This is a genomic window from Micromonospora sp. NBC_01739, assembly GCF_035920385.1.
GTDB lineage: Bacteria > Actinomycetota > Actinomycetes > Mycobacteriales > Micromonosporaceae > Micromonospora.
The window spans coordinates 5,916,808-5,935,015 of record NZ_CP109151.1; the positions used below are offsets into that span (position 1 = coordinate 5,916,808).

Sequence of the window (18,208 nt, forward strand, 5' to 3'; positions counted from 1 at the left end):
TCGGTGTCTGCTCTATCACGATCGGTGGCATTGATGCCGGGCCGTGTTGACACCCGCCGGGCTTTCTTGAAAACGTTTCGGGCGACCATCGACGGGCACGGTCGTCCGCCGTGCCCGACTTCCTTGACACCGGCGCACCGATCGCCCACCACCTTTCGGCAAGATCGTGGCTGTCTGGAGAACGGGGATACGGGGATGAGTTCACCGCCGGTTGCGGACCGGCCACCGACCGTGGCTGATCCGACCGCCGAGTTGCGGGTACCACGGCAGCTGACCAGCAGGTGGACCCCGCGCTCGAACGACGAACTTCGCCAGCAGCGGCCGGCGTACGCGCCGGTGCCGTTGCCGCCGACGGACGAGGAGCTCTACTCCTACCGCAAGCGTCGGCTGGCCAGCCTGATGGTGCCGTCGCTGATCAGCTTCGCCTGTCTGATCACCAGCCAGATGCTGTTCGTCCGGCTGACCCCGTGGCTGTGGCTGCTGGCCCCGCTGCTGTTCTTCACGGTCGTCTACTACGTCATCTCGCTGTGGGTGAACGCCTTCACCCCCGGCTTCGACATGGAGCGGCACAAGCGGCTGGTGCGCGAGTGGCGGCCCCAGCGCTATCCGACCGTGGACGTCTTCCTGCCGGTCTGCGGTGAACCGCCGCACGTGCTGCGCAACACCTGGGAGCACGTGCGCGCCATGCAGCGGCACTACCAGGGCAATGTGGTCGTGTACGTGCTGGACGACTCGCCCACCGAGGCCATGGAGCGGATGTCCCTGGCCTTCGGCTTCGTCTACCAGCGGCGGCCCAACCGGGGCTGGTTCAAGAAGGCCGGCAACATGCGGTACGCCTTCGAGCGCACCCTGGGCGACTTCATCCTGGTCCTGGACGCCGACTTCGTCCCGCGCAAGGACATGCTCAACCAGATGCTGCCCTGGTTCGACGCCGAACCGCGCGCCGGCATCGTGCAGTCCCCGCAGTACTTCCGGGTGCACAAGGGGCAGAGCTGGGTGGAACGGGGGGCCGGGGCGGTCCAGGAACTCTTCTACCGCTCCGTCCAGGTCTCCCGGCAGGCACACGACTCGGCGATCTGTGTCGGTAGCTGCGCCATCTACCGTCGGGCGGCCCTCAACTCGATCGGCGGCTCCACCCTGATCGAGCACTCCGAGGACGTACACACCGGTTTCGACCTGCGGATGCAGGGCTGGAACCTGCGTTACATCCCGGTGGTGCTGGCGGCCGGGCTCTGCCCGTCGGATGTCGACTCCTTCTTCACCCAGCAGTACCGCTGGTGCGCCGGCTCGATGAGCCTGATGGGGTCGCGCAAGTTCTGGCGCACCAAGCTGCGCTGGCGGGCCCGGCTCAGCTACATCTCGGGCTTCTGCTACTACCTGCACACCGGGCTGTTCACCTTCGTCGCGCCGATCATCCCGATCCTCATGCTGACCGTCTTCGCCGAGCAGATCGCCCTGGCGAACTACCTGTTGATCCTGCCCAGCGTGATCTACAACCTCATCATCTTCCCGCTGTGGCATCGGGCCTCGTACCGACTGGAAAGCTGGACCGTGAAGATGATCTACGGCTGGGCGCACGCCTACGCCATCATCGACATCATCCGGGGTCGACGGATGGGCTGGCAGCCCACCGGGGGTACCGCCAAGAAGAGCAAGACCAAGCGGCTCTGGACCGGGATGAAGGTCTGGACCGCCGGCAGCGGCCTGATCTGGGTCGGGCTCGCCGGGTGGCGGCTAGTCTCCGGAGCGGACCCGCTGATCTTCCTGCCGGCCTTCCTCAGCGGTGTCTTCTTCCTGCTGGTTGTGGCGCAGGCGCTCATGGTGGAGCCCGAGAAGGACGTTGAGGTGATCAGGTGAAGACCCGCCACCTGATCATTGGAGCTGTGCTGATCGCGCTGGCCGCGATCGAGTACGCCGTGGTGGCGAACCTGAACGTCACCCGCATGCTCGCGGGCGATGCCGCTGTTCGACAGCAGGCCCAGGCGGCGACCAGCGCCGGACCCTCCGTACTGCCGGTGTACGACCCCACGCACCTGCTCCGCCCCGAGGGCGGCAAATACCTGGGTGTGGCCATCGACGGGGCGCCCCCGAAGATGAAACTGATCGAGACGTTCGCCAAGAAGACCGGCAAGAAGCCCAACGTGGTGACGCTCTACCTGAGCTTCGACGATGGATTCGCGGCCGACGAGGTCAGGCAGATCTACGAGTACGGCGCGCTGCCGGCGGTGCGCTGGGAGCCGTTCGACGCGAAGCTGTCGGACATCGCCGCCGGCAGGCACGACGACTACATCAAGGAGTTCGCGGCGGGCGTCCGGAAGGTGAACCTGCCGATCATGCTCACCTTCGCGCACGAGATGAACGGCAACTGGTACTCGTGGGGCATGCGCCGCGCGGGAAACAAGGCCGCCCACTTCGTGGCCGCGTGGAAGCATATCCACGGGCTGTTCGCCGAGGCCGACGCGACAAACGTCATCTGGGCCTGGACGCCGAACGTCATCAATCCCATGCCGGAGGTCAAGCTCAAGCCGCTCTACCCGGGCGACCGGTACGTCGACTGGATCGGCATCGACGGTTACTACACCCACCACGGGGCGAACACCTATGCGGCACTGTTCGGGCCGACGATGAAGCAGGTCCGAGGTTTCACCGACAAGCCCTTCCTGATCGTGGAGACCGCGGCCGAGCCGGGCAACCTACGACCCAGTTGGCTCGCCGACCTGTTCACCGGCGTGGCCAGGGACCCTGAAGTCATCGGGTTCGTCTTCTTCAACAACGACGGCTCGGCCAAGTGGAACATCGACCGTGACGAGGCGGCGATCCGGGCGTTCCGACAGCAGGCGAAGAATGCCACCTACGGCTTCCCGGTCAGGTGAGCGGATGATGTCGAACCAGATTCTCCTCTCCGGCAGACCGACCAGGGACGCTGCCGCCGACAGCCCGGCGCAGGCGCGTGCGGAAAAGGTCTCCCCGGGCCGCCACACCGGATGGCTGGCGCTGCTGCCGGCGCTCGCTGCGCTTACCGTCGGCTATCAAGGTGCCGCCGATCGGCAGATGTGGAACAACGAGTACGCCACCTGGCACGCCGCCGTGCTGGGTACCGCAGACCTGCGGCACCTGCTCTCCAACACCGACCTGGTGCACGTCAGCTACCTCATGATCGTGCGGGGCTGGATCCAACTGGTCGGCGACGAGCCGCTGGCGATGCGGCTGCCCTCGTTGGCGGCGATGGCGATCGCTGCCGCGGCCACCACACTTATCGGTCGCCGGTTGGCGGGCACCGGTCCGGGGCTGGTGGCCGGTCTGATCTTCGTCCTCATCCCCTCGGTGAGCCGGTACGCGCAGGAGGCCAGGTCGTACGCGCTGGTGACCATGGCGGCCACCGTCGCGACCCTGCTGCTGTTGCGGGCGCTGGAGAAGCCGGTACGCGGTCGCTGGGTGCTCTACCTGTTGGCCGTCGCTCTGATGGGCTGGCTGCACTTCGTGTCGTTCCTGGTGCTCGCCGCCCATCTGCTGATGATGCTGCGCGGCACTGTCGACCGCGACGACAATCGCCGGTACCAGTGGTTCGGTTATGTCGGCGGTGCCGGCCTCCTGGTCCTGCCGTTGCTGACGGTCGCCTCCGGTCAGTCCGCCTCGATCTCGTGGATCAAGGCCGATCTCGACGCGGTGCTGCGCTTTCCGGGCGACCTGTTCCTGTCCACCCGGGGCATGGCGGCGGTGGTCGGGCTCGGCGCGATCGGCGCGCTGGTGGCCTGGCGTACCGGCAACCGCATGCTTCCCGCACTGCTCACCTGGGCGTTGCTGCCGCCGATCTTCGCTTATGTGACCTTCGACGTGCTGCACCTCTTCCTGCCCCGGTACGTGCTGTTCACCCTGCCGGCCTGGGCGATCCTGGCCGCGATCGGCGTCTGTTCCGTGGCGCGGTTGTTGCCCCGGTCCACCAGCGCCTGGAGTTGGCTGCTGCCCGCGATGCTGGTGCTGCCGGGCCTGGCCTACCTGGTCCTACCCGACCATCGGGTGGTGCGGGCGAGTCCGGTCGTCGGCCAGCCGGACTACCAGGGCGCCATCGATGCGATGCGGCGGGGCATGCAGCCGGGTGACGGACTGGCCTACAACGATGTCTTCGGCAAGCTCTCCGACCTCGCCCGGGAGGCGGTCGACTACGAGATGCGTAACGATGTGAAGCCCCGGGATGTCTTCCTCGCCGTCACCTCCGTCGACCGGGGGTCGTACTCCGCCTCGGAGTGTGAGGACAAGGATTCGGCCGCCTGCCTGCGCGACACGGACCGGATCTGGCTGATCAGCACGACCTACTCGTCGGATCCGTTGGAAGGACTTCCGCCGCAGCGCGCCGGACTGCTGCGCAGGTTCGAGGTGATCCAGGACGATCAGTTCGAGGGCGTACGCCTTGTCCTGCTCAGTCGGAAGGACTGAGCAGGGCGACCGTGAGGCCGGAGCGGGACCAGAGCCGCTGGACCGTATAGGCGGTGCGCAGCGCCTCCCCCTTGGCGCCGGTGACGGTGGCCAGCGGGTGGTCGCTGTGCCCGGCGACCACCAGCCAGACCCGGTCCGCCTCGGCCAGGCAGGCGGCCGGGTGGTCGCACTCGGTGGCCCACAGGTCCCCCCGGTCCTGCTGTCCCTGCGCCAGCAGCGCGTCGCGGGGCGCCTGCCCGCGCAGGTGGTAGCGCATGCCCAGGTCGAGGAAGAGCCAGCCGTCGCGGGGGTGGTAGACCACGGCGTCACCGTCCTGTCGACCGGCGGCGATGATCTGGGCCGCCCCCTGGTAGTCGACCGTGGCGGTGCGGGGCCACTCGTGGGTACGCCGCAGGGCCACATGGTCCGGCAGCCCCAGCAGCCCGGCCAGGCCCACCACGACGAGGGCGACCCGAAAACGCGCCGAGGCCAACGCGGCGCCGGCCAGCAGACAACCGAAGGGCACCACGAAGATCAGGTAGCGGGGCACCCACAGCGGGACCATCAACCCGGCGGTGAACAGCAGCAGCACCGGCAACAGCAGGCACGCCATCGGGATCGAGGCCCGTCGGCCCAGTCGTCCGGCGCCGAGGGCCGCCAGGGCCACCAGCAGGCCGCCCACCGCTGCGGTCTGCGCCAGCCCGCCGGGCAAGGCGGCCAGGTCCCCGAGTCGGGCGGTGTCCACCCAGTTCAGTTGACGCTCCCGCTGTTCCCGGGCGCGCAGGGCCAGCGGGGCGACCAGCAGGACGGTCGGCACCAGGGCCACCGGGAAGGGCCGGAGCTGCGCGAACCAACCTGCCCGACTCCTGCCTTGCCGGGCGGGTTCGGCCCGGCCCGGAGGGTGCTCGGCCTGGCTCGAGGGGTGCTCGGCCCCGGCCGGGGCGGGTTCGGTCCGGGCCGGGGTGGCGGTTCGCGTCCGGTAGGTGAGCACCACGACGGCGTGCGCGGCGATGAGGGTCACGGCGATCAGGTGGGTCAGCCCGAGTGCGGCCGTCACCAGGGCGTACCCCACCCATCGACCCCGGCTGGGCCGGCGCAGGGCGTCGACCAGCAGCAGGGTGCTCCAGACGGCCAGGAAGGTGGCCAGGGCGTACGGCCGGGCCTCCTGGCCGTACCGGGCGGTGGCCGGCAGCACTGCGAACAGCAGGCCGGCCAGGAGGCCGACCCGGGTGTTCCACAGCCGTTGACCGAGTACGGCGGTCAGTCCCGCGGCTGCCGTCATCGCCAACGCGGACGGCAGCCGCAGGGCGGCCACGGTGTCCCCGGCGACCAGCAGCCAGAAGTGCATGAGCAGGTAGTACGGAACGGTGGCGGCGTCGATGCTGGCGGCCAGCCGGAGCAGACCGGGCACCGACCGGGTGGCGGCACTCCAGGTGGCCAACTCGTCCCGCCACAGCTGGGCGGCGTCCAGCCCGGCCAGGGTGACGATCATGGTGAGGGCCGCCGGTAGCAGCCAGACCGGCAGGGAGCGCGGATACCACCCGGTGAGTCCTACGCCCGCCCTGGTGGCCGGGATCGACCTATCGGACAAATCCCCCATGATGTGAGCCTGCCACACCTTGGTGTCTGTCGGTGGCGGCAGCGAACGCCCGTGATGTGGGAACCCGCGCGAGCTCATTGGCCGGCCTGTCGCAGGTGTGGCAGCATGACACTCATGACTGCCGCCGTGGTACGCCGCTTCGTGGCTCGCCGCCACGTCGATTACGGCCGCGTGCGCAGCGCCATCTGTCCGGCCCACTGACGACGCCCGACCATTCTGCCTCGGGTACGCAGCGAGCCGGCCGCCCAAGACACCGTTGTCCACGGCCCTGATGAGAGCCGGGCGTTCCGTTTGCGTACCCGATCGAGGCACCGCAAACAACGGAGGACGCCGCGATGGCGGTCAGCGACATTCCGGCCCGCACGGGGAACCTATCGGCGCGTCCGCCCCGGGCACCGCGCCGTGCCCGCGGTGAGGGCCAGTGGGCACTCGGACACCGCGAGCCGCTCAACCCCAACGAGCGGATCAAAAAGGACGACGACCCGCTGAACGTGCGGGACCGGATCGAGAACATCTACGCCCATCGTGGTTTCGCCTCCATCGATCCGCAGGACCTTCGTGGCCGGTTCCGCTGGTGGGGTCTCTACACCCAGCGTAAGGCAGGAATCGACGGAGGTCGTACCGCTGTCTTGGAACCGCACGAGCTGGAAGACGAATACTTCATGCTCAGGGTGCGTGTCGACGGTGGTCAACTCGACCTGGCCCAGCTGCGGACCATCGCCGAGATCTCCCGGGAATTCGCCCGGGACACCGCCGACATCACCGACCGGCAGAACATCCAGTACCACTGGATCCGGGTCGAGGACATGCCGGAGATCTGGCGGCGGCTGGAGGCCGTGGGCCTGCAGACCACGGAGGCCTGCGGGGACTGCCCCCGCATCGTGCTCGGCAGCCCGGTCGCCGGAGTGGCCGAGGCGGAACTGGTCGACCCCACCCCCGCTATCGACGAGATCGTCCGGCGGTACGTGGGGGACAAGCAGTACTCCAACCTGCCGCGCAAGTTCAAGTCCTCGATCTCCTGGCTGGTGGACACCCCGTACGAGGCCAACGACATCGCCTTCCTCGGGGTCGACCACCCCGAGCACGGCCCCGGCTTCGACGTGTGGGTCGGCGGGGGACTGTCCACCAACCCGATGCTGGCCCAACGACTCGGGGTGTGGGTGCCGCTCGGCGAGGTGCCGGACGTCTGGGCCGGAGTGGTCGGCATCTTCCGCGACTACGGCTATCGCCGACTGCGCCACCGGGCCCGGTTGAAGTTCCTCGTCGCCGACTGGGGGGTGGCTAAGTTCCGCGAGGTGCTGGAGAAGGAGTACCTGGGCCGGACCCTGCTGGACGGGCCCGCCCCGGTGCTGCCGGACAGGCCGATCGACCACATCGGCGTACACCCCCAGCGGGACGGCCGACACTACGTCGGTGCCGCCCCGGTGGTCGGACGGGTCTCCGGCACCCAGCTGGCCCAACTGGCGGACGTGGTGCAGGCCCACGGCAGCGACCGGGTCCGGCTGACGCCGTACCAGAAGCTGCTGGTGCTCGACGTGCCGCCGGAGCGGACGGAGTCACTGGTCGCGGGCCTGCGGGAGATCGGCCTGGAGGCCCGACCCTCGGCCTGGCGGCGCGGCACCATGGCCTGCACCGGCATCGAATACTGCAAACTCGCCATCGTCGAGACCAAGGCGCGGGGCGAGGAACTGGTGGCCCGCCTGGAACAGCGACTGCGCGACTTCGACGCGGACATCTCCATCCACATCAACGGCTGCCCGAACGCCTGCGCCCGCACCCAGGTAGCCGACATCGGCCTCAAGGGGCAGTTGGTCACCGGGCCGGACGGCCGCCAGGTGGAGGGCTTCCAGGTGCACCTGGGCGGTGGGCTGGGCATGGCCGAGGGGCAGACCGCCGGCTTCGGACGCAAGCTGCGCGGCCTGAAGACCACCGCGGACGAACTTCCCGAGTACGTCGAGCGACTGGCCCGGCGCTATCTGGCCAGCCGTATCGAGGGCGAAACCTTCGCCAACTGGGTGATCAGGGTCGACGAGGAACAACTGCGATGAGCGAGGTGACGCGATGAGCAGCGAGACCCGTGCCGCACCGTTGTACTGCCCGTACTGCGGGGAGGAGGACCTGCGGCCCAGCGAGACCGGGCACGGCGCCTGGGAGTGCCACGCCTGCGCCCGGGTGTTCACGGTCCGGTTCACCGGCCTGCTCTCCCAGGCGGTGCAACGATGAGCGCCCTGGTCTCCGCCACCGGCCTGGGACTGGTCAACACCGCGCCCACCCCGACCGGTGGCGGGCGACATACTCCCGACCAACTGCGCACCCTGGCCGAGCGTGCCGGGCGAGAGTTGGAGGGCGCGCCCGCCCTGGAGATCGCCCGCTGGGCCGCGGAAACCTTCGGGGACCGGTTCTGCGTGACCAGTTCGATGGCCGACGCGGTGCTGGCCCACCTGGTGTCCCGGGTGGCACCCGGGGTGGATGTGGTCTTCCTCGACACCGGCCTGCACTTCCCGGAGACCCTGGCCGTCCGGGACGCGGTGGCCCGCCGGCTGCCGGTCACCGTCCGCTCCATCCGTCCCCGGCTCACCGTGGGGCAGCAGGACGGCGAGTACGGCCCACGCCTGTTCAACAAGTCGCCGGACGAGTGCTGCCGGTTGCGCAAGGTGGAGCCGTTGGAGCGGGCCCTGGCCGGCTACGACGCCTGGGCCGCCGGGCTGCGGCGGGACGAGTCCCCGACCCGGGCCAACACTCCGGTGGTGACCTTCGACGCCCGCCGGGGGAAGGTCAAGGTCAACCCGATCGCGGCCTGGAGCCAGGCGGACGTCGACGCGTACATCGCCCGATGGAACGTACCGGTCAACGAGCTGTTCCGGCGCGGCTACGGCTCCATCGGCTGCTGGCCGTGCACCCGGCGGACGAAGGCCGGTGAGGATCCGCGAGCCGGCCGCTGGGCGATGTTCGAGAAGACCGAGTGCGGGCTGCACCTCTGACCCGCAAGCCGGAGCCCGCCGACCCGGCGGGTCCTGTCGAGGGGCACCGGTCGGGCGGAGAGCCGGTGCTCCTGGTCGCCCACGGTAGTCGTGACCCCCGGGCTGCCGAGGCGACCCGGGCGCTGGCCCGGGCGGTCTCGGTAGCCCGGCCCGGCGCGCCGGTGCTGGCCAGTTGGCTGGACCACACCCAGCCCGATCCCACCGAGGCGTTACGTGGGTTGGCCGCCGCCGGGCACCCCCGGGCGATCCTGGTACCGCTGCTGCTCACCGCCGCCTACCACCGGCGAGTGGACATCCCCGCCGCGGTGGCGGCCGCCCAGCGCTCCGGGCCGCCGATCCGGGTAGCCATCACCGATGTCCTCGGCCCAGTGGGTGACCAGGTGGATCAGGCGCTGCTGGCCGCGCTGCGACGGCGACTGGAGGAGGCCGATCCGGGCCGGTTCGACGCACTGGTGCTGGCGGCCGCAGGCACCCGAGATCCAGCAGCCCGAGCCTCCGTGGGCCGAGTGGCCCAGGCCCTAGGTGCCTCGCTAGGCACCCCCACCCGAGTCTCGTACGCCTCCGCAGCACCCCCGACCGTCACCACGGCGGTACGGCGACTCCAAGCGCGCGGCGCCCGACGGGTAGCCGTAGCTTCGTACTTCCTGGCCCCCGGCCTGTTCCACGACGCAGTGACAACCGCCGCCCAAGCCGCAGGCGCCGTAGCCACCTCCGCCCCCCTGACCAACACCCCCGACCTGGTCAACCTGATCCTCCACCGCCTAACCCACCCACCCCAAAGCCCGCGCTGAGGCCCCCGTCGAGGCCCGGGTTGATCATGAGGTTGGCGGCAGTCCGGAGATCAACGACTGCCGTCAACCTCATGATCAACGCGGAGATGGGCGGGAGCGCGAGGGGGTGGGTGCAGGACGCCCCGGCGGGCGTGGGCCGGCCGGGGCGTTCTGTGTGTGTAGGTCAGGCGGAGTGAGCGCGCAGCACCCGGAGACCACCGCGACGCTTGACGGCGCGACGCTCCTCCTCGCTCATCCCGCCCCAGACGCCAGCGTCCTGACCGGACTCCAGCGCCCACTGCAGGCACTGGTCGGTCACGGAGCAGCGCCGGCAGACGGCCTTGGCCTGCTCGACCTGCAGGAGAGCCGGACCGGACGTCCCGATCGGGAAGAACAGCTCCGGGTCCTCGTCGCGGCAGACAGCATGGTGACGCCAGTCCATGGCGGCAACACTCCTCATTCTGGATGGGTGGCAGATGTTGCTGTTGGTGCTTTTCCTATATGCATCCGCAATGCCAATGGTGACGGTTTGCAACCGTCAATTCGGCATTGCGTGAGCAGGCTGCTAGCCCCAGGACCTGCTGGAACGCTCAGGCTCGCCGAGCGCCTCCAGGCAATGTCCCGGTAACTCAAGTTCGCTTGTGAATACTTTCACGAACTTACGCAATGTCAAGGGTGACGCTCAGAAAAACTCCGCGCGGTGAGCAAGCCCACAACCCTTTTGTCCGAGTTCTGGATCACTCCAGTCACCCGGCTTACCACAGTCAAGAATCAATATAGTACAGTCCGCCGGACAATGCAGGCATTTCCGGCATCGGTTCGGGGTGTCGCGGTCGTCACGCCCTGGTCCGCGCCGGCCAACGTCGCCCGCTGGTGCCGGAGACCTAACAGATTACTCTGAGTGCGGCGGGAACGGAGGTGAATCTGACTTTTTCCCGCTCACCAAGATAGTCGCCATCGAGCTGAAATGCCTGCGGACGGCTCGCGACCAGCGTGAACTCCGCTACATCGTGGCGACGCAAAACTTGGCGGCCACGTGGATTGGGCGTGGCGGACAGCAGCTGCGTCACTGTCCGTGTCGTACTGGCAACGCCAAGCTGACGAAGTGCCAGCACGTCCAGCCCCAGATCGAACGACGCCTCCGGGTTCGGATTGGCCTCCCGGTCCCCGACGTACGTCCAGGGGGCGGTGTTCTGCACGATGATGCTCGCCAGATCACCCTCCGTCACCTCGCCGGGCTGCTCCAGCCGGATCGCCGGGTGGCGCCGCTCGGTGCCGAAGAGGAACTGTGCGGTGAAGGCGCGGAAGTAGAGCCCCGGGGAGGAGACCCGACCCCGGCGGCGGGCCTCCTCGACCCGGTGGATGACCGAGGCGTCTAGCCCGAAACCGGCGCAGAAGGTGAAGTAGCGGTCGTCGGCGCGGCCCAGACCGACCGTCCGGCGCCGCCCCAGCCGCAGCCCTTCCATGATCATGCTGGCGGCCTCGGCCCACTCCCGGGGCAGGCCCAGGGCCCGGGCGAAGACGTTGGTGGAGCCACCCGGCACGGTGGCCAGCGCGGGCAACCGCTCGGCGGTGGGCGGCTGCCCGTCGACACCGGTCGCCGACATCAGCCCGTTGACCACCTCGTTGACCGTGCCGTCACCACCGAGAGTGACCACCACGTCGACCCCCTCGACGGCGGCCTCTCTGGCCAGCATGGTGGCGTGACCACGCTGACGGGTGTACCGCACGGAGAGGTCGACTTCGCTGCGCAGCGCTCGGACCAGTACGTCCCGCGCGCGCTCGCTGGTGGTGGTGGCCTTGGGATTGACCAGCAGGACGGCCCGCATGGGCGGCACTGTACCGCGCGACGGCCCGGGTATCGTGACCGCGTGACCATCGACTCCCACCCGACCCCCGTCACGCTCCGTTGGGCGGTCCGGCTGCTACGTGTCGAGGCGGTCGCGGTCGGGCTGGTCGCCGTCTGGCTGGTCGTGGCCGACCTCACGGCCAGCACCACGGACCTGACCTCGGCGCTGTTGGTCACGGCCTTCGCCATCGGTGCCGCCCTGGCCCTCTGGGCCCTGGGCAGTGCGCTGGCACGTCACCGGGCCGGGGCCCGCGCTCCCGCCATCGTGCTCCAGCTCATGCTGCTGCCGATCGGCTGGTTCATGATCCAGGGAGGGCTGGGCTGGCTCGGGGTGCCGCTGATCGGGCTCGGGCTGGGGGTCACCTGGCTGCTGGTCAGCCCGCCCACGACCCGCGCCCTCGGGTTCGAGTAGCCGCCCCTCACCAACCGGAGGCGCGGCGGGTCAGCAGGGAGATGGTCGCCCGCCCGTCGGCTGCGGTCGCCGAGGCCGAGGTGGTCAGCGCGGTGAGCACCTTCCAGGCGAACGAGGACTCGGCCGGTAGCTTGGCGCCGCGCACGGTGGGCACGGTCACCTCCACGGTCAGCGCATCCTCGGTGACCGCGAAGCGGCAGTCGAGTTCGGCGTCCCCGGGCGCGATGGCCAGCAGCATGGCGCAGGCCTCGTCGACGGCGATGCGGAGATCCTCGATCTCGTCGAGAGCGAACTGCAGACGGGCCGCCAGGCCAGCGGTGGCAGTACGCAGCACGCCGAGGTACCCGCCGTCGGCAGGCACGGTGAGGTGCACGATGTCGTCGTCGGTCGTTGACTGGCCGGTCAGTTGAGTCACCACTCATCCCCCCGGTCGGGGACTCTACCCGCTCAGCGTGCGAGACGGTGGAAACACGTCACCATCGCCGGCTGCGGGACGGCCCGGACGGCCACGCACAACATCCGACGGGCGGTGGCCGCAGCCCCGGCGGCGGAATGGCGCCTGGTCAGAACGACGGCGGCCGACCCGCCCCCGGCAGGGGTGGGTCGGCCGCCGTGTCGGGCACTCAGGCCTGCTTGGTCTCCCAGAAGATCTTCGAGATCTCCTCGATCTTCTGGAGCAGCTCGTCGGCCTTTGCCGGGTCGGTGGCACCCTTGGCCCCGGCCGCACCAGCCAGCTTGGTGGCCTCGTTGAACAACTGGTGCAGGTGCGGGTACTTCTCGAAGTGCGGGGGCTTGAAGTAGTCGGTCCACAGCACCCAGAGGTGGTGCTTGACCAGGTCGGCCCGCTGCTCCTTGATCAGGATGGCGCGGGTGCGGAACTCCGGGTCGGTGTTGGCCTGGTACTTCTCACAGATCATTTTCACCGACTCGGCCTCGATCCGAGCCTGGGCGGGGTCGTAGACCCCACAGGGCAGGTCGCAGTGCGCGCTGACGGTCACGCGGGGCGCGAGGATGCGTGCAAGTCGCATCAGGATCCTCCATAGGACGTTTGCGATGATCCAAGACGACATTACTCCTGGACGGGGTCCCCCAGACCGGTGGAGGTGAAACAGGGTGTCCGTGCCGCAGCTGCGGTGGCCGCTGTCACCCGTACTCGTGACCGGTCCCTCCATGTCGCCGACCCTGCGGCACGGCGACGCGGTGCTGGTCCGCCGCGGCGGCCGGGAGATCCGCCCCGGCGACGTGGTGATCGCGGTCTTCCGTAGCCGCCCGGAGTTGCTGGTGGTCAAGCGCGCGGTCCGTCCGACCGACGGCGGTTGGTGGGTGTACGGCGACAACGACCTGGTCACGGACGACTCCCGGGCGTACGGGGTGGCCGACGTGATCGGTCGGGTGGTGGCCCGGTACTGGCCCCGCCCCGGACGGATACCACCCCGACCGTTATGACCCTGCCCACATACTGGGCCGGTAATCCGCACTATGCTCGGAAGCGCCCGGGTGACCCCCCGCACCACGCGCCGCCGCTCGTCGCTTCACCGTGTGTACGACCGGCTGGCCTCTGCTCGCCAGATTCCCTGGAGTCACCATGCCTTCGCCCACCGTGGACCCCGCTGATCCCGTCTTCCAACTGCACCGGGGCGGCAAAATGTCCATCGCCTCGACCGTCCCGCTGACCACCCGGGACGACCTCTCCCTCGCGTACACCCCGGGTGTGGCCCGGGTCTGTGAGGCCATCGCCGCGGACCCGACCCTCACCCACGACTACACCTGGGTGTCGAACACCGTGGCGGTCGTCACCGACGGCTCCGCCGTACTCGGCCTCGGCAACATCGGCCCGCGCGCCGCGATGCCGGTGATGGAGGGCAAGGCCGTGCTGTTCAAGCAGTTCGGCGGGGTCGACGCGGTACCGGTCTGCCTGGACACCCAGGATGTCGACGAGATCGTCGCCGTGGTCAAGGCCCTGGCACCCTCGTTCGGCGGGATCAACCTGGAGGACATCAGCGCACCCCGGTGCTTCGAGGTGGAACGCCGTCTCGACGAGGCACTGGACATCCCGGTCTTCCACGACGACCAGCATGGTACGGCGATCGTCGTGCTGGCCGCCCTGCGCAACGCGGCCACCCTGCTCGACCGCAAGCTCGGCGACCTGCGGGTGGCGGTCAGCGGGGCGGGCGCGGCCGGGGTGGCGGTGACCAAGATGCTGGTGGCCGGGGGAGTGGACCCCGACCAGGTGGTGGTCTGCGACTCCCAGGGCATCATCTCCGCGTACCGCACCGGGCTGAGCGGCACCAAGGCGGAGCTGGCCGAGCTGACCAACGCCGACGGGCGGCAGGGCGACATCGCCGAGGCCCTGCGCGACGCCGATGTGCTGATCGGGGTCTCCGGCGGGCAGATCCCCGAGCACGCGGTGGCCGCCATGGCACCCGGCGGGATCGTCTTCGCGCTGGCCAACCCCACCCCGGAGGTGCACCCGGAGGTGGCCGCCCGCCATGTGGCGGTGGTCGCCACCGGTCGCAGCGACTTCCCGAACCAGATCAACAACGTGCTGGCCTTCCCGGGGGTGTTCCGGGGGGCACTAGAGGCCCGGGCCACCCGGGTCACCGACGCGATGAAGGTCGCCGCGGCGGACGCCATCGCCTCGGTGGTGGCCGAGTCGCTGACCCCGGAGGCGATCGTGCCCTCCCCGCTGGACCCGCGGGTCGCCCCCGCGGTGGCCGAGGCGGTCGCCGAAGCCGCCCGCCGCGACGGCGTCGCCCGCGCCTGAAGTGCAAGGAAGGGGCCCTTCTTAACGCCTGGGGTAGCGGAAGGGCCCCTTCTTAACAGGCCAGCGGCTTGTTACCGTGCCGATCATGCGTGCCGCCTTCGCCTCCCGTTTCGACGACGCCGACCCCCTGGCCGCCCTCACCGTCGGTGAGCAGCCCGAGCCGAGCCTGCCCGACGAGGGCTGGGTGACCCTGCAGGTCACCGCCAGCTCGCTCAACCACCACGATCTGTGGTCGCTGCGCGGGGTGGGGCTACGCGCCGAACAACTGCCGATGATCCTCGGCTGCGACGCGGTGGGCATCGACCCGGACGGCAACGAGATGGTGGTCTACCCGGTCGTCGCCACCCCGGGGGATCCGCGTGGCGTCTCCATCCTCTCCGAGCACTTCCCGGGCACCCTCGCCGAGCGGGTGGCCGTACCCCGGTCGAATCTGCTGCCGCTGCCGGCGGGGCTGACGGCCCTCGACGCGGCCTGCCTGCCGACGGCCTGGCTGACCGCGTGGCGGATGCTGACCACCAAGGGCCGCGTCGACGAGGCCGAGGCCGTGCTGGTCCAGGGCGCCGGGGGTGGCGTGGCCACCGCGGCCATCGCGCTCGCCACCGCCATGGGCAAACGGGTGTACGCGACCAGCCGCGACGCCGCCAAGCGGGAGCGGGTCGCCGGCCTGGGCGCCACCGCTGTCGAGCCCGGTGCACGACTGCCCGAGCGGGTCGACGTGGTGATCGAGACCGTAGGGGCGGCGACCTTCGACCACTCCCTGAAGTCCGCCGCCGTCGGGGCCAGGATCGTGGTCTGCGGCGCTACCGCCGGACACGAGCCGAAGGTCAACCTGCGGCGGGTCTTCGCCATGCAACTGGAGATCCTGGGCACCTCGATGGGTACGCCGACCGACCTGGCCGACCTGCTCACCTTCTGCGCCGAACGCAACGTTCGCCCGGTGGTCGACAGCGTGGTGCCGTTCAGCCGGGTCGCCGACGCCTTCGCCCGCCTGCACTCCAGCGAGGTCTTCGGCAAGGTCGTCATCGACCACACCCGGTGATGCACGGCGGGTGACCGGGTGTTGGGTCCTGCAACGCTTCCGGCGTGGCAGGGCCCCTTCGGTCACAGGTGGTCGTCGAGGGTGGCGATGTCGTCGCGGGCGGCGGCGGTGGCGATGCGCTCCTTGGCCTCGGTGTCGCCGTAGAGGGTCCAGCGCAGGAACTCGATGGTGGTGTCGGCGACCACCCGCAGGGAGGTGCCGTCGCCCAGCAGGGACCGGCCGTGGTCGCCGTCGGGCAGACTCAGCATCGCCTTCGGCCAGGGCACCTTGTCGTACACCGCCTTGCCGGCCGCGTACTCCACCACCTCGTCGGCCTCACCGTGCACGAACAGTTGCGGTGCCGCCGCACCCGCGAAGGCGGTACCCACCCCCAGCGCGGTGCCCGCGAAGACGATCCCGGCGGCCAGCCGCTCGTCCCTGCCGGTGGTGAACAGGCCGATCGTGGTCACCCCGCCGGCGGAGTGACCGGCGGCGGCCACCCGGTCGGTGGCCAGCCGGCCCCGCAGCGGATCGCCGTCGCGGCTGCTCAGGGCCAGGACCTCGGTCAGCGCGTACGACACGTCGGCCGGCTGGTTGAGCACGTCGAGCACGTTGGGCCGCTCCGAACCGGAGGTGTGCGGAAAGGTCGGTGCTGCCACCACGAAACCGGCCGCCGCCCATCGGGTCAGCAACGCCTGATAGTCCTTGGGCAGGCCGCCCAGGCCATGGCTGAACATGATCACGGGGAAGGGCCCCTCGGCCGCGCGGGCCGAGTTCGTCGGCTTTCCACCCGCCCGGCCGGTCGCCGGGTACCAGATGGTGATCGGCAGGGGTCGCTCGCCGTCCCGGTTGCGCTTCAACTGTCGTACGCCCACCGCGAAGCTGCCGGACGGCGCGGTCCCGGCGGGAATCGCCGGCGCCGAGGCACTGACCGACGGCGCCGGAGCAGCCGACGGAGTGACGGTCGTGTTCACCCCCGCTGCCGACTCCGTATCGCCGGAACACCCCACCCCCAGACTGCCAACCAGCACCCCAACAACCAAGACCGAGACCCCACGCCGCAACATGCCCCCCATCCTCCCTCCCCCGCCCACCCCCAACCCCTCCCACCCACCCCACCCCGGTCTTGCTACCCCCGTTGATCATGAGGTTGGCGGCGCTCTGAAGATCGACAACTGCCGCTAACCTCATGATCAACGGGGCGTTGATAGAGGGCGGGTTTCTAGGGTGGCGAGGGTGGGGGGGTGGGCGTGGGTGGGGAGGCGGCGGGCGGCTTGTTGGTCGCCGTAGAGGGTCCAGCGGAGGAAGTCCGTGGTGGTGCCGAGGAACTGGGTGAAGCCGGGGCGGCCGGGAGTCAGGTACTCGCCGTGTCCCTGGCCGAGCAGGCTGAGGAAGCTGGCCGGTCCGGTCGTACGGCGGTAGGCGGCCCGGCCGACGCTCAGGGCCACTACCGGGTCGGCGGTGCCGTGCACGAAGAGCATCGGCGCGGGTGGCCCGGCGAAACTCCCCGCCATCCCACCACCGGCGATCACGATGCCGGCCCGCAGTCGGGCCGGGCGGCCACTGGTGAACATGCCCGAGGTGGTGAAGCCGCCCGCCGAGTGGCCCGCCGCGGCGATCCGCTGCACGTCGAGGTGACCGGCCAGGGGGTCGGCGGCCCGGCGGTCGAGCCGGACCAGGTGCCGGATCACCCGCCACCCGTCGGCAGGCTGATGGCGTACGTCGGCACGGGAGAACTCGGCGGCACCCCGTCGGGTGTGGGGGTACGCCGGGGCGGCCACCACGAAACCGGCCGCCGCCCACCTGGAGGTCAGCCCAGCATGCAACTCCGGCAGGCTGGCCAGGCCGTGGCTGTAGAGCACCACCGGGAACCGTCCCTCGGCGACCTGGGAGCCCTGGGTCGGGTACCACAGGGTCACCGGCAGCGGGCGGGCCGAGCCGGGGTCGAGCACGAAGGTCCGGACCCCGACGGCGTACTGCACCTGGGGTGCCGCCCCGGGTGATGTGCCCCGCGCAGGCGGGCCGCCGGGTGCGGCGCAACCGGTCAGCCACACCAACAGCAGAGCCACCGTCGACGCGGCGAACCGCCGCCTGATCCCCACGGCATCACGGTAGATCCGGCGATCACCCCGCCGGGTCCGGTTGCCCGGTGCTCTACCCGAGCCGTTCGGCCGATCGGCGCGGGCCCATTCGACCGGGCCGATTTCGCTAAGGTTCCGGCATGGCTGAGAACTACACCGACCCCAGCGGCAACACCCAGGCCTTCCGGGCCTTCGCCGCCAACACCGCCGAGACACCGGCCGAGTCGCCCTCCCGCACCGGACTGTTCGTCGGGGGTGCCCTGCTCGCGGTGCTGCTGATCGCCGTGGCCGGCTGGATCGCCCTCGGCTGACCGGCGGTC

General features: G+C 70.0%; 19 protein-coding genes. 12 read left to right on the top strand and 7 right to left on the bottom strand.

Features of this window, described 5'->3' with window-relative positions; translation table 11 throughout:
• Positions 1-195 precede the first annotated feature (195 nt).
• Genes OIE53_RS26890 through OIE53_RS26900 form a run of 3 tightly spaced genes read left to right on the top strand, consistent with a single transcriptional unit; the run spans position 196 to position 4,434 of the window.
• The gene (locus OIE53_RS26890; RefSeq protein ID WP_327024224.1) at positions 196-1,857 is read left to right on the top strand and encodes a glycosyltransferase family 2 protein; all 1,662 of its coding nucleotides are present in this window, start codon (positions 196-198) and stop codon (positions 1,855-1,857) included.
• The gene (locus tag OIE53_RS26895) at positions 1,854-2,873 is read left to right on the top strand and encodes a glycoside hydrolase family 26 protein (protein ID WP_327024225.1); all 1,020 of its coding nucleotides are present in this window, start codon (positions 1,854-1,856) and stop codon (positions 2,871-2,873) included. Before OIE53_RS26890 ends, OIE53_RS26895 begins: the two co-directional genes overlap by 4 nt.
• A gap of 4 nt (positions 2,874-2,877) precedes the next feature.
• Positions 2,878-4,434: a glycosyltransferase family 39 protein gene (locus OIE53_RS26900; protein ID WP_327024226.1), complete on the top strand. Its 1,557-nt coding sequence runs from the start codon at positions 2,878-2,880 to the stop codon at positions 4,432-4,434.
• On the opposite strand, the gene OIE53_RS26905 is transcribed toward OIE53_RS26900, so the two are convergent.
• The gene (locus tag OIE53_RS26905; RefSeq protein ID WP_327027441.1) at positions 4,418-5,905 is read right to left on the bottom strand and encodes a glycosyltransferase family 39 protein; all 1,488 of its coding nucleotides are present in this window, start codon (positions 5,903-5,905) and stop codon (positions 4,418-4,420) included. The genes OIE53_RS26900 and OIE53_RS26905 overlap by 17 nt on opposite strands.
• 443 nt (positions 5,906-6,348) lie before the next feature.
• Between OIE53_RS26905 and OIE53_RS26910 the strand changes: the two genes are divergently transcribed.
• The 4 genes from OIE53_RS26910 to OIE53_RS26925 are packed head-to-tail and all read left to right on the top strand — an operon-like array spanning position 6,349 to position 9,785.
• A complete protein-coding gene (locus OIE53_RS26910) occupies positions 6,349-8,061 on the top strand; it encodes a nitrite/sulfite reductase (RefSeq protein ID WP_327024227.1) in 1,713 nt (570 codons plus the stop codon).
• 13 nt (positions 8,062-8,074) lie between these two features.
• Positions 8,075-8,236: a hypothetical protein gene (locus tag OIE53_RS26915; protein WP_327024228.1), complete on the top strand. Its 162-nt coding sequence runs from the start codon at positions 8,075-8,077 to the stop codon at positions 8,234-8,236.
• Positions 8,233-8,994, top strand: coding sequence for a phosphoadenylyl-sulfate reductase (locus OIE53_RS26920; protein WP_327024229.1), 762 nt, complete (start codon positions 8,233-8,235; stop codon positions 8,992-8,994). Before OIE53_RS26915 ends, OIE53_RS26920 begins: the two co-directional genes overlap by 4 nt.
• Positions 8,991-9,785 carry a sirohydrochlorin chelatase gene (locus tag OIE53_RS26925; protein ID WP_393341404.1) on the top strand — a complete coding sequence of 265 codons (795 nt, stop codon included), beginning with the start codon at positions 8,991-8,993 and terminating at the stop codon, positions 9,783-9,785. The genes OIE53_RS26920 and OIE53_RS26925 overlap by 4 nt, the downstream gene beginning before the upstream one ends.
• Before the next feature lie 163 nt (positions 9,786-9,948).
• Here the strand turns inward: OIE53_RS26925 and OIE53_RS26930 are convergent, their stop codons facing one another.
• Both OIE53_RS26930 and OIE53_RS26935 read right to left on the bottom strand, forming a co-directional pair.
• On the bottom strand, positions 9,949-10,206 hold the full coding sequence (locus OIE53_RS26930) for a WhiB family transcriptional regulator (RefSeq protein WP_007072794.1): 258 nt from the start codon (positions 10,204-10,206) through the stop codon (positions 9,949-9,951).
• A 442-nt stretch (positions 10,207-10,648) separates the two neighbouring features.
• The gene (locus tag OIE53_RS26935; protein WP_327024230.1) at positions 10,649-11,593 is read right to left on the bottom strand and encodes a diacylglycerol/lipid kinase family protein; all 945 of its coding nucleotides are present in this window, start codon (positions 11,591-11,593) and stop codon (positions 10,649-10,651) included.
• Positions 11,594-11,635: 42 nt separating this feature from the next.
• Between OIE53_RS26935 and OIE53_RS26940 the strand changes: the two genes are divergently transcribed.
• Positions 11,636-12,025 carry a hypothetical protein gene (locus tag OIE53_RS26940; protein ID WP_327024231.1) on the top strand — a complete coding sequence of 130 codons (390 nt, stop codon included), beginning with the start codon at positions 11,636-11,638 and terminating at the stop codon, positions 12,023-12,025.
• Between the two features lie 7 nt (positions 12,026-12,032).
• Here OIE53_RS26940 and OIE53_RS26945 read toward each other — a convergent pair whose 3' ends face one another.
• Both OIE53_RS26945 and sodN read right to left on the bottom strand, forming a co-directional pair.
• Entirely contained in the window at positions 12,033-12,440 is a 408-nt protein-coding gene (locus tag OIE53_RS26945; RefSeq protein WP_327024232.1) for an anti-sigma regulatory factor, read from the bottom strand.
• A gap of 208 nt (positions 12,441-12,648) precedes the next feature.
• On the bottom strand, positions 12,649-13,053 hold the full coding sequence (gene sodN / locus OIE53_RS26950; protein ID WP_327024233.1) for a superoxide dismutase, Ni: 405 nt from the start codon (positions 13,051-13,053) through the stop codon (positions 12,649-12,651).
• Positions 13,054-13,138: 85 nt separating this feature from the next.
• Here sodN and OIE53_RS26955 point away from each other — a divergent pair, with 85 nt between their 5' ends.
• From OIE53_RS26955 to OIE53_RS26965, 3 genes are all read left to right on the top strand, one after another.
• Positions 13,139-13,471, top strand: coding sequence for a S26 family signal peptidase (locus tag OIE53_RS26955; RefSeq protein ID WP_327024234.1), 333 nt, complete (start codon positions 13,139-13,141; stop codon positions 13,469-13,471).
• 139 nt (positions 13,472-13,610) lie between these two features.
• A complete protein-coding gene (locus tag OIE53_RS26960; RefSeq protein ID WP_327024235.1) occupies positions 13,611-14,789 on the top strand; it encodes an NAD(P)-dependent malic enzyme in 1,179 nt (392 codons plus the stop codon).
• A 76-nt stretch (positions 14,790-14,865) separates the two neighbouring features.
• A complete protein-coding gene (locus tag OIE53_RS26965; protein ID WP_327024236.1) occupies positions 14,866-15,828 on the top strand; it encodes a zinc-binding dehydrogenase in 963 nt (320 codons plus the stop codon).
• A gap of 62 nt (positions 15,829-15,890) precedes the next feature.
• On the opposite strand, the gene OIE53_RS26970 is transcribed toward OIE53_RS26965, so the two are convergent.
• Positions 15,891-16,781: an alpha/beta hydrolase family protein gene (locus OIE53_RS26970; protein ID WP_327024237.1), complete on the bottom strand. Its 891-nt coding sequence runs from the start codon at positions 16,779-16,781 to the stop codon at positions 15,891-15,893.
• A 219-nt stretch (positions 16,782-17,000) separates the two neighbouring features.
• Positions 17,001-17,903 (bottom strand): alpha/beta hydrolase family protein, encoded by a 903-nt coding sequence (locus OIE53_RS26975; protein WP_442791410.1) that lies wholly within the window; start codon positions 17,901-17,903, stop codon positions 17,001-17,003.
• 125 nt (positions 17,904-18,028) lie between these two features.
• On the opposite strand from OIE53_RS26975, the gene OIE53_RS26980 reads away from it, so the two are divergent.
• Positions 18,029-18,199: a hypothetical protein gene (locus OIE53_RS26980; protein WP_327024239.1), complete on the top strand. Its 171-nt coding sequence runs from the start codon at positions 18,029-18,031 to the stop codon at positions 18,197-18,199.
• The last annotated feature ends 9 nt before the right edge of the window (positions 18,200-18,208 follow it).